General features: G+C 69.3%; 7 protein-coding genes. 2 read left to right on the top strand and 5 right to left on the bottom strand.

Annotated features, from left to right (window positions below; all coding sequences use genetic code 11):
• Positions 1 to 104: 104 nt before the first annotated feature.
• Together AC069I_RS12530 and AC069I_RS12525 are read right to left on the bottom strand one after the other, a co-directional pair.
• Positions 105 to 1,079: an aminoglycoside phosphotransferase gene (locus tag AC069I_RS12530; protein ID WP_478230692.1), complete on the bottom strand. Its 975-nt coding sequence runs from the start codon at positions 1,077 to 1,079 to the stop codon at positions 105 to 107.
• Positions 1,080 to 1,152: 73 nt separating this feature from the next.
• Positions 1,153 to 2,121, bottom strand: a complete 969-nt coding sequence (locus AC069I_RS12525) for a GNAT family N-acetyltransferase (RefSeq protein WP_478230691.1) — start codon at positions 2,119 to 2,121, stop codon at positions 1,153 to 1,155.
• A 59-nt stretch (positions 2,122 to 2,180) separates the two neighbouring features.
• Between AC069I_RS12525 and yaaA the strand changes: the two genes are divergently transcribed.
• Positions 2,181 to 2,936 carry a peroxide stress protein YaaA gene (gene yaaA, locus AC069I_RS12520; protein ID WP_478265446.1) on the top strand — a complete coding sequence of 252 codons (756 nt, stop codon included), beginning with the start codon at positions 2,181 to 2,183 and terminating at the stop codon, positions 2,934 to 2,936.
• 87 nt (positions 2,937 to 3,023) lie between these two features.
• On the top strand, positions 3,024 to 4,475 hold the full coding sequence (locus tag AC069I_RS12515; RefSeq protein ID WP_478230689.1) for a trypsin-like serine protease: 1,452 nt from the start codon (positions 3,024 to 3,026) through the stop codon (positions 4,473 to 4,475).
• 53 nt (positions 4,476 to 4,528) lie between these two features.
• On the opposite strand, the gene AC069I_RS12510 is transcribed toward AC069I_RS12515, so the two are convergent.
• From AC069I_RS12510 to AC069I_RS12500, 3 genes are all read right to left on the bottom strand, one after another.
• The gene (locus AC069I_RS12510) at positions 4,529 to 6,052 is read right to left on the bottom strand and encodes a phytoene desaturase family protein (RefSeq protein ID WP_478265445.1); all 1,524 of its coding nucleotides are present in this window, start codon (positions 6,050 to 6,052) and stop codon (positions 4,529 to 4,531) included.
• Between the two features lie 73 nt (positions 6,053 to 6,125).
• Positions 6,126 to 7,673, bottom strand: a complete 1,548-nt coding sequence (locus tag AC069I_RS12505; protein ID WP_478230687.1) for a S8 family serine peptidase — start codon at positions 7,671 to 7,673, stop codon at positions 6,126 to 6,128.
• Positions 7,673 to 8,836 (bottom strand): S8 family peptidase, encoded by a 1,164-nt coding sequence (locus AC069I_RS12500; protein WP_478231422.1) that lies wholly within the window; start codon positions 8,834 to 8,836, stop codon positions 7,673 to 7,675. Before AC069I_RS12500 ends, AC069I_RS12505 begins: the two co-directional genes overlap by 1 nt.
• Positions 8,837 to 9,142: the final 306 nt, after the last annotated feature.

Raw genomic sequence — 9,142 nt, 5'->3', positions numbered from 1 at the left:
ACACCTCGTTGTGGCCGCTCTGGGTGGTCGGGGGGGGGGTTTTGTCCCCCACCCCCCCCCCCCCCCCACGACCACCCGGCACCAACCGCTCACGAACCGAGGCGCTACTGCCAGTGCGTCCGGTAAGCGAGCCAGCCCCGCATGGCCGCCGCGAGACGGCGCTGTGCCGCGCGGACGCCCGTCGTCGCGGGCGGTTCCGGTAGCCGGGAAGCTCGTTCGGCGTGCCCGGCCAGGGCGACACCGAACGCGGTGACCGCCCAGACCGGGACACCGGCAAGCACGGGGCGCCGCCGGAGCAGACGGTCGACGTCGGCGGGCTCGTGCCCGGCGTCGAGCAGGTACGGGACGAGCGCGACCAGATCGAGCCAGCCCGCGCCCCGCGCCGGGTAGCGCCAGTTGGTGACCAGCACCCTGCCCGGCCCGGTCCGCACCAGGTATTCGGGCTGGATGTCGTTGTGCAGCAACGTGTCCCCGGCCGACCAGGGATGCCAGGACGTCTCCAGCTGGACGAGCCGGTCGAGGTTGCGGACGGCCCAGCCGTCGAGGTCGTCCGGCGTTTCCTTCGCCAGTTCGTGCCAGCCGCGCAGGAGCGGGCCGAGATCGTCGAGGGCGTCCGGGACGTCGGGCAGCGGGCACGGCGTGAGCGTGCGCCCGAGCGCGCCGAAGGTGGCCAGCACCGCGGAGAGGTCCGGCGATCCGGGGCGCAGGTTCGGCCTGGTGCCGTCGAAGTCGGCGAACGCCAGCACCAGCCACTCACCATCCACAAAGGACAGAAGCTTCGGCGTGGGCGCCTCCGGGGGAAGCCGTCGCGCGATCGCGGCCTCCGTCCGGTAACCGCCCGCGCGCGGGCTGTCCGCCGGGATCGCCTTCAGGAAGACCCAGTGATGACCGCGGTCGAGTTCGAGCCGCGCGGCGACACCGCCGTCGAACTCCGGGGTCTGCCACAACGAGCGACGGACCACACGTCCCGAGGTTCTCTTTCCCGCCGAGGGCCTGAGGACACTGTCGAGCTCACGCTCCACGGCGTCACGCGTCGCCGACGGCAGGTCATGCCAGCCGAGGCGTGCGGAAACCGGCAACGCCCTACCACCCCCAGCGATCTCTCCGAGAGGATCGACTGTACCGAAATCCGCCCTTTCGGGTGACAACCGGTCAGGTCGGAACGGGCTTCACGTACCCGGCCCAGCGTTGGAACTCGCTGAACCCGACACGCTCGTAGACACCGAGGGCACGATGAGTGTTGTCCTGGTCGACGTTGAGCGAAGCCCGCTGGAAGCCCTTGGCCTTGGCCTGGGTGAGCGTGTGCCCGAGCAGTGCGCCCGCGATCCCGCGCCCGCGAAGGCTCGCGTCGGTCGCGACGTGGCTGACGTACAGATCCTTCACGCCGGTGGCGGCCGTATCGGAGGCGAAGTGGGCGCTCAGCACCATCGCGACCACCCGGTCCCTCTCCGGGCTCAGCAGCAGGAACGACAGGTCCGGCTGGAAGTCCTTCGCGCCGACGATCAGATGCCGCCACGCTTCCGGGGACTGCTCCGTGCTCCCCCAGTGGTCCGCGAAGGTCTCGTTACGGGACCGCAGCGTGAGGGCCTCGTACTTCTGCTCGTACGCGACGAGCGGGAACTCTTCGGGCAGCGGTTTGACCGGCGGGATCGAGCCGAGGTCCGCCCGCATGTCGACGAACCACCGGGCGTGCTCGTACCCGGCGTCCACGAGTACCTCGGAGAGCCAGCGCTGTTTGGTGTTGGCCGCGGCGTGCAGTTCCAGCGGCACGTCCGGGTGGGACGTCGCGTGGAGCTTCTTGCCCGCCTCCTCGAACCAGCCGGTGAGGCGCGCGGCGATCGCGGCGTCGCGGTACGCGGGGTGGACGAGGGTCTCGACCCGCATCATGTGCACCGGATCCGCCGCGTCACGTTTCCGGAGCAGACCGTAGGCGACCAGGGTGTCGCCATCCCAGGCACTGGTGGACGCCGTCGGCAGGTCGACGGTCGGCGTACCGATCTCTTCGGCGAGATCCTCCGCGCTGTAGTGCTCCTCGATCGGCTCGGCACGCTCCGCCTCGGCGAAGGTCTCGGCCAGTCGCGGCATGTCGTCCATGGTCAGCGGGCGCCAGGTCAGGCTCATGCGGACGAGGCTAAGCCCGCGCCTCGGGGTGACGCACTCCATTTAGTTACGCTTCCGTGGTGCTCGTGCTCCTGCCCCCTTCCGAGACCAAGGCCGCCGGCGGCACCGGCGCGCCGCTGGACCTCGACGCGCTGTCGTTCCCGGAGTTGAACCCGACCCGGGCGAAGCTGGCCGACGCGCTGTCCGAACTGGCCGTCGACGTCCCGGCCAGTGTCGCCGCGCTCGGCATCACGCCGCGGCAGGCCGACGAGGTCGCCCGCAACGCCGAGCTGTGGACTTCGCCCACGATGCCCGCGTTGCGCCGCTACACCGGGGTCCTCTACGACGCGCTCGACGTGAAGTCGTTCACCAGGGCGACGCTGGCGAAGGCCGAGAAGCGCCTCGCCGTCGCTTCGGCGCTGTTCGGGGTGGTCGCGGCGACCGACCCGATTCCCGCGTACCGGCTTTCGGGTGGCAACGCGCTGCCGTCGCTCGGCACGGTCCGCAGCGTGTGGAAGCCGGTCCTCGAACCGGCGCTCCAAGGTGTCGAAGGGCTCGTCGTCGACCTGCGCTCCGGGACCTACTCGGCGCTGGCGAAGCTCCGCCCGGACGCGGTGACCGTGCGCGTCGTGACCGAGGACGCGAAGGGCAACCGGACCACGGTGAGCCACTTCAACAAGGCGTACAAGGGGCGACTGGCCGCGGAGCTGGTGAAGTCGCGCAGCGAACCGTCCACTGTGGAGCAGCTGATGCGGGTCCTGACGAAGGCGGGCCTCGACGTCGAGCGCACCGGAGACCACAGTATCGAACTGCTCACCGGCGACGGGGCGCATTAGTTCCGTACCCCTACGGGCTCCTTCCTCGGTTGTTCCGCCAGGTGCACATGCGGAAAGTGATTTCCAGCCACCTGGAAAGGAACCACCGTGAACAGAAGACAACGGCTACTGGGGATCGCCACCGCCACCCTCGGCTGCCTCTCGGTCCTCCTGCCCGCTCCGGCGGCCGCCGCGAACCTGCCCGCCGTCACCCCGACGGATCAAGCGGTCGTCCCCGGTGGACTGCACACGAACTCCATCGGCGGCACCCCCGCCTCGGTCCGGGACTACCCGTTCATCATCGCGGGCCTGCGCGAAGGAGGGACGCGGCCGCAGGGCCAGACGTGCACCGGATCGGTCGTCGCGCCGCGCAAGATCCTGATCGCCGCGCACTGCAAGGACGCGGCGGGCGAGAAGTCCTTCCTTTACGGGCTGGACGACCTCAACGCCGGTGGCGGGACGCGGATCGGCGTCGTCAGCTACGAGAAGCACCCGAAGTACGTCAACTTCGACCAGGGCTACGACGTCGCGGTCGTCACCACCGACGCGGACATCCCGGTGCCGGGTGGCCAGTACGCGAAGGTCGCGACGTCGGCCGACACGGAGCTGCACAAGCCGGGCAAGTCAGGGCTCGGGCTCGGCTACGGCAAGAAGGACCACAACGACGACACCCGCAACGTCGAACTGCACAAGTTCACGCTGCCGATCGTCCAGGGCAGCAACTGCAACGGCGTCGGCGCGGGCTTCAAAGACGCCACGATGATCTGCAGCGGCTACAGCGACGGCCGCGTCACGATCCTGCCCGGCGACAGCGGCGGGCCGCTGATCGTGGACGGCAAGGTCGTCGGTGTCGCGTCCTGGAGCCGCAGCGATTTCAAGTGGTACAGCGTGTACGGCAGGCTCAACAACGAGATGGGCGACTGGGTCAAGCAGCAGATCGGCGAGCCGCAGAACCCGGAGACGTTCTCGCTCGGGGTGACGCCGTCGGCCCTCAAGGTCGAGCCGGGCAAGTACGTTTCGGCCACGGTGACCAGCAAGCCCGGCAAGAACGGCGCGGAGAAGGTCGATCTCAGTGCTTCGGGACTTCCCGATGGCGCGACGGCCACGTTCCAGCCCACGTCCATCACGTCGGGTGAGTCGGCGAAGGTGAGCATCGAGGTTCCCGCCGGTACGGCCGAAAAGGACTACGCGGTCACGATCTCGGGCAAGGGCACCATCGACACCGCGACCACGAACCTGACGCTGACCGTCGGCGACGGCGCGCCCCAACCCGGCGAACTCAAGGTGGGCCTGAGTCCCACCAGCGGGACATCGCAGCCCGGCTTCTTCAGCAACGTCTCGGTTTCCGCCACCGGGGGCACGGGCGCGATCACGCTGTCGGCGTCCGGCCAGGGTCTGCCGTTCGCGCCGTTCTTCAGCCCGAAGACGATCTCGAGTGGCGGCAGTTCGACCATGCAGGTGGTCGCGCCGTTCCAGCGCGGCACGTACCCGGTGACCGTCACCGCGACGGACTCGGCGGGCAAGACCGCCACGGCGACCTACACCCTCACGGTCCAGTAAGCGAATGCGCGTGAAGGCTCCCTTCCCTCGGCTGAGCCGAGGGAAGGGAGCCTTCACGCGCTCGCCAGCACCGCCATCGCGGCATTGTGCCCGGGAATGCCCGAGACGCCGCCACCTCGCACGGCGCCCGCACCGCAGAGCAGCACCCGCTCGTGCGCGGTCTCGACGCCCCAGCGGCCCACCTGAGCGGCATCCGCCGCGTAAGGCCACGACAGATCGCGATGGAAGATGTGTCCCGCGGGCAGCCCCAGCTCGGCTTCGAGGTCCAGCGGCGTCTTCGCCTCGATGCACGACCCGCCGTCCGGCGAACGCAGCACACAATCCTCGATCGGCTCGGCCAGCACACTGTCCAAAGAGGACAAGGTCGCACGCAACGCCTCCTCTCGCGCGGTGTCGTTTCGCCCCTCGAACAGCCGCGCGGGCATGTGCAGACCGAACAACGTCAGCGTCTGCACCCCGGCCGCCTGTTCGGCCGGGCCGAGGATCGACGGATCGGTCAGCGAATGGCAGTAGATCTCGCACGGCGGCAGCGACGGGATCCGGCCCGCGACGGCCTCCGCGTAGGCCGCCGCCAACTGTTCGTAGCCCTCGTTGACGTGGAACGTCCCGCCGAACGCCTCCCGCGGATCGACACTCGCATCGCGCAGCCTCGGCAGCCGTGACAGCACCATGTTCACCTTGAGCTGCGCGCCTTCCGGCGCCTCCGGCGGCTCTTCCCCCAGCAATCGCGCGAGCACTCGCGGCGCGACATTCGACAGCACGTGCCCGCCGCGCACGGTGAATTCGTCGTCGCCGAGCCGGTAACGCACTGATCCGCCGGGATCGACGGACAGCACCTCGGCACCGGTCACCAGCCGCGCCCCGGCCGCCCGCGCGGCCGACGCGAGCGCCCCGGTCACCGCGCCCATCCCGCCCACCGGCACGTCCCAGTCGCCGGTCTCGTTGCCGATCACGTGGTAGAGCAGGCACAGGTTCTGCCGGAAATCACCGGCTCCGGCGAAAGTGCCGATCAGCGCGTCGGTCAGGACGACGCCGCGGACGGTGTCGTCGCCGAACATCCCGGTGAGCGTTTCCGAGATCGGCCGTTCGAACAGCGCGTCCCACGCCTCCGGCTCGATGCCCGAACGCAGTTCCTCCCTGGACACCAGCGGTTCGGTCAGGGTGGGGAACGTCCGTTCCGCGACCTGGGCCGTCATCGCTGAGAACCGCCGCCACGCCTCGAAGTCCTTTGTGGACCCGGTGAGCGCGGAGAACGACGCCGCCGTACGGCCGTCGTCGCCCGTGTCGACAAGGAGACCACCGTCGCCGACGGGCGTGTACGACGACATCCGTCGCCGCCGGAGATCGAGGCCCAGCCCGAGATCCGCGATGATCTTGCGTGGCAAGAGGCTCACCAGGTACGAGTACCGCGACAGCCGGACGTCGACGCCGGGAAAGGCCCGGAACGACACCGCCGCCCCACCGACCTCGTCGCGCCGTTCCAGCACCAGCACCGAGCGGCCGGCCCCGGCCAGGTAGGCCGCCGCCACCAGGCCGTTGTGCCCGCCACCGACGATCACGGCGTCGTAGGACTCCATGCAAAGCCTCCCAGCGAAAAACGACAGTGCGCCGCGGTCATCGTGACCGCGGCGCACCGCCGTTCGCAAGGACTCAGAAGGTGATGGAGAAGCCTTCGATCGTCCCGCTGTCGAACCGGTAGACGTCACGGACCCGCAGCTTCCAGGTCCCGTTCGCCGGTTCGGACGAGGCGTTCACCGTGTAGGACGTGTGCACGCCGCCCGCCTCGCCGATCCCTCCCGCCTGCTTGAGGCCGAACACCGCACCGCTCGGCCCGATCAGGTCTATCGCCAGGTCACCGGTGTAGGTGTGCGCGATGTCGACCTTGACGGGCAGCGTCGCCGACGCCTTGCCGTCGCAGCCTTCCTGCGTCACCGAACTGGTCACCGCGTCACCCGCGTCCGGAATGGACACCGGTGTCGTGTTGGATTTGGCCCCGCACGTCGGCGTGGGGCCACCGCCGCCGATGAACGACACGTTCAGCAGTTTGTTGACCGTGCCGGACGGCAGCCCCTTGAGCACGCCGTCGGAAGCGTTGTTCACCAGCGCGTCCCGCGTCTGCTGCGCGGTGGCACCGGAATTCGCGGCGAGGTACAGCGCCGCCGCCCCGGCCACGTGCGGCGTGGCCATCGACGTCCCGCTCATGTTCGCCGAACCACCGTTGGACGTGGACAGCGACGTGATGTTGCTGCCAGGGGCGAAGATGTCCACGCACGAACTGTGGTTGGAGAACGAGGACTTCGCGTCGCTCTGGTCCGAGGCGCCGACCGTGATCGCCTCGGGGATCCGGGCCGGGCTGACGTTGCAGGCGTTCTGGTTCTCGTTGCCCGCCGCCACCACGTAGACGAAGCCCGCCGCGATGGACTTCTTGATGACGTCGTCGCCGAGCCCGACCTGGTCCATCCGCAGGCTCAGGTTCGCCACCGCCGGTTTGGCGCCGTTCGCGGTCAGCCATTCCGCCGCGTCCACGATGGCGGAGTCGGGACCGTTGCCCGAACAGTCGTTGCCCAGCACCTTCAGCCCGACGAGCTTGACCTTCTTCGCCACGCCGTAGGTCTTGCTGCCGATGGTGCCCGCGGTGTGACTGCCGTGCCCGTTGCAGTCCTTCCCGTTGCCGCCCACGAAGTCCTTGCCGATGGACGCGCGCCCCTCGTACTCCGGGTTCTCGGGGTTGATCCCGGTGTCGAGGTCGTACGCCGTGACGCCCTCGCCCGTGTTCGGGTAGGTGAAGCTCTTGTCCAGTGGCAGGTTCTTCTGGTCGACGCGGTCGAGGCCCCAGGTCGGATTGGCCTGCGTGCCGACGGCACGCGCGGTGCCGTCCTGGTAGACCGCCTTGACCGCCGGGTCGGCCGCGAGCCGTCGGGCCTGCTGCTCGGACATACCCTTGACCGAGAACCCGCGGAGCACGTTCTTGTACGCCGACCGGACCTCGCCGCCGTAGCGGCCGGTCAGCGCGGCCGAGGACTGCTCGACCGCCATGGTGCCGACATCGTGGAGCTCCACGATGTACTGATCGCCGTAGTGCTGCTTCGCCTGCACGACAACGCCTTCCGCCTCCGCGGCGAGGGCGTTGCCCGCGGCGAGCGCGGCCAGCGCGGTGGCCGCGACGGCCACCACACCGGCCCGCACGCCGCGCCGCATCAGAGACCCGCCACGTTCAGCAGCTTGTTGGTCGAACCGGTGCCCGGGCTCTTCACGACACCGCTGGTGGCGGCGTTGGCGAGACCGGAGGCGACGGCGGCGGGGGTGGCCGACGGGTTCGAGGTCAGGTAGATCGCGGCCGCGCCGGCGACATGCGGCGTCGCCATCGAGGTACCGCTCATCTGCTGGGTGCCGCCACCGTTGCGCAGCGACGTGATGCCGGTGCCCGGCGCGAAGATGTCGGTGCAGCTGCCGTAGTTCGAGAACGAGGACCGGCGGTCGTCGCTCTGGGTGGCGTTGACGGTGATGGCCTCACGGACGCGGGCCGGACTGGTGGAGCAGGCGTCCGTGTTGGAATTGCCGGAGGCCACCGTGTTGGTGATACCCGCGGACACGGCGCGGCGCACGGCGGCGTCGACACCGGAGTCGGCCGGGCCACCGAGGCTCATGGTGAGCACCGACGGACCCTTGGCGTTCTTCACGACCCAGTCGATCCCGCTGATGATCTGCGAGTACTGACCGCTGCCCTGGCAGTTCAGCACGCGGACCGAGACGATCTTGGCGCCCTTGGCGACGCCGTAGGTGGCACTGCCGACGGTACCGGCGACGTGCGTGCCGTGGCCCTGGCAGTCGCGGGCGTCGCTGTCGTTGTCGATGAAGTCGTACCCGCTGGTCGCGCGGCCGCCGAATTCGGTCTGGCGGTAGTCGACACCGGTGTCGAGGACGTAGACGGTCGCCCCGGATCCGTTGTTCGGGTAGGTGTACTTCTTGTCCAGCGGCAGGTTCTTCTGGTCGATCCGGTCCAGGCCCCAGGTCGGGTTGGTCTGGGTGCCGGTCATCTGCGCGACCGCGTCCTGCTGGACGAAGTCGACGTTCGGGTCGGCGGCGAGCCGTTTCGCCTGCGCCTCGGTCATCTTCACCGAGAAACCGTTGAGCGCGGCGGTGTAGGTCGCCTTCACCTGGCCGCCGTACTTGGCCGCGAGGCCGGCGTCGCCGCTCTTGAGCGAGACGATGTACCCGTCCGTGACGGCTCCCGGCACACCGGCGCCGCGGATCTGCCCCTCGGCGGCCGCGGCCGGTCCGGCGAAGGCCACGGTGGCCGCCGCACAGGCCCCGGCGAGCACCGCACCCGCGATCCGGTGACGTCGAAGTTCTCCACGCATTTCCTGAGCTCCGTTCACTCGAACAGGTGGTTCGCACCGGCGGGGATCCAGAGCCGGTGCCGTGACGTGCAGTCACGCATGAATCACTTTCGGGTGGCGGGACCTGCGCGAACAAGCGAGGCAACACTCCGTAGGACTACGTATCTAATAGGCGAACTCCCCTGCCCTACGAAAGTTCTGTGACGGTCCGAGTGGGTTCCGTGATCACTAAGCAGGCGCTTAAGCTGCGTTCACTCGAACGGTGTGGTTCGTGAAGCGGGGGTGACCCGGCAATGGTGATCGGTGGCTGCCGACGCGCGACGAGCT

Source organism: Amycolatopsis sp. NPDC043885 (genome assembly GCF_056435685.1).
The sequence above is the reverse complement of the archived record's forward strand: the minus strand, read 5'-3'. Positions and strand labels throughout refer to the sequence as shown.